Origin of the sequence: Mesorhizobium sp. M5C.F.Ca.IN.020.29.1.1, from assembly GCF_003997375.1 — a bacterium.
Lineage (GTDB): Bacteria > Pseudomonadota > Alphaproteobacteria > Rhizobiales > Rhizobiaceae > Mesorhizobium > Mesorhizobium wenxiniae.
This window is the reverse complement of the sequence record NZ_RZSW01000911.1, coordinates 1-1,604: the sequence shown is the minus strand read 5'-3', so window position 1 is coordinate 1,604 and position 1,604 is coordinate 1. Positions and strand designations below refer to the sequence as shown.

At 55.9% G+C, this 1,604-nt stretch carries 2 protein-coding genes; both read right to left on the bottom strand.

What is annotated here, in order from left to right:
• Nucleotides 1–739: HrpF/NolX family T3SS translocon protein (locus EOA85_RS39660; RefSeq protein ID WP_281033831.1), on the bottom strand; the 739-nt coding region annotated here is incomplete at its 3' end.
• A 301-nt stretch (nucleotides 740–1,040) separates the two neighbouring features.
• On the bottom strand, nucleotides 1,041–1,604 hold a 564-nt coding region (locus EOA85_RS34890), incomplete at its 5' end, for a secretin N-terminal domain-containing protein (protein ID WP_245486329.1).

Sequence of the window (1,604 nt, the reverse complement as noted above, 5' to 3'; positions counted from 1 at the left end):
GTATGTAGTTCTGCTCGTAGCTTTGCGCTTGGGCTTCCTGAAATGCAGCAACTTGTGGGTGGTGGTTTGAAAATCCGGCCAAGTCCTTGGCGTTGATCTTGCCTCCACAGCGGCCGTCGCCCTGCGAGCCAATCGCATAAAAAAGTCCCGAATCCTGCTGCAGTCCCTTGATCGCCGCTTTCAGATCCGGTGGCGTAGAGGGATCATTGGCTTTCTCGGTCAACGACTTCCAACTAAGCGGGCATTGGTCCTTGTGACGGTTGAGTACCGCAACAATCTGCAACTCAGCCGTGGTCAGCGACCCACCGTTCCACGTGATTCCGGGGCTCGGCCTGGGAGCCGGCTCGATCTTCGGGGTGACGCGGAGCAGATGTTGGGCTTCAGTCGCCTTGGAGCGTTGCGATTGGTCCTCCTTGAGAGCCGCCCTCATATGTGGCGGCAGCAGATCCAGTGGGTGTTGCTCCAAGCCCTTCAATGTCGATTCGACATCCGGTGCCAGATGGCCCAAAGGGTCCTGCCGCAATTTATCCATTGTCGAATCAAGATTCGACGTTGGCAGATCCCCTTGCGCGAAAGAGCCGGGCTTGTTTGCCAGCACACAAGTGGACAGCATCGCTTCGAAGCACGATGCACTTTGCTGATGCTGGGTCGCAAAATGGGAAACTTTCAGGCCCGGCCAACCCCTTGCGGACTGTAGCGAATTTGAGCGGTAGAAAGTTGAAAGATTGCTGGCCGACATTGTGCATCCTCAGACGTGACGTTGAAATCCCCACAAGAGACCCCGACAGAAGATCCCTTGCGTTTCACAAAATTCGACAATTCCAAGCGTCGGCAGGTCACGAATGCGCCTGCCCTGCCTTCAATTGCTGTGTTCCGGGCCGGCTCCAAGGTTCGGTCCAACACAATGGCCGGAGTCACCGCGAGAGCTGCCGGGACTCATCATGAGCGGATTAGCTTTCGAGAAACTGACGAGTTTGCGAAGAGTTCACAAAGGGGTAGCCGCAGTCATGTTCTTCAGAGCTGCGGCAAATCCTCAATGTTCATTTCTTGCCCAGCTCAGGCTTCCCGCCAACGCTATCCTGTTGTGGGATGTCAGAAGAATAAGAAGCATCCGGTCGTCCGTCGCGAACGACCGTAGTGGAGGAGCCGCGAAACAAGATCAGCACTGATTCTTTTGGCGTGGCCGCTATGTGAGTCTGCGCCTGCGCCTCCGCCACCAAGCCGTTAAAGGTCTGCTCCACGAGTGCGACGAAGCGCGGTGGACCGGAAACGAAGACGAGGCCATTGCCTGGCACGGGTTTGACCACATAGCGCTCGTCGGAGATATCAAGCTTGTCGAGAGCCCCCTTGAACGCATCGAAGCGAATCGACGTCATCAAAAGCATTCGAGTTTGCGATTCTTGTGCAGCAGACACATAGAGCACAAGGCCGTCATAGTACCATTGGAGACCGTAAAGGTTCGTCAAGCGGTCGAGGAACGCGCGCGGTGGCAAATCAGGCATACGTCCGCGAATTCGCCCCTTCACCGCAGGACTGATGTTGACCCTGATATTCAGGTTGTTGCCGAATTCCTGCAACGCTGCAGCGAGTTCCTGATCCAGAAC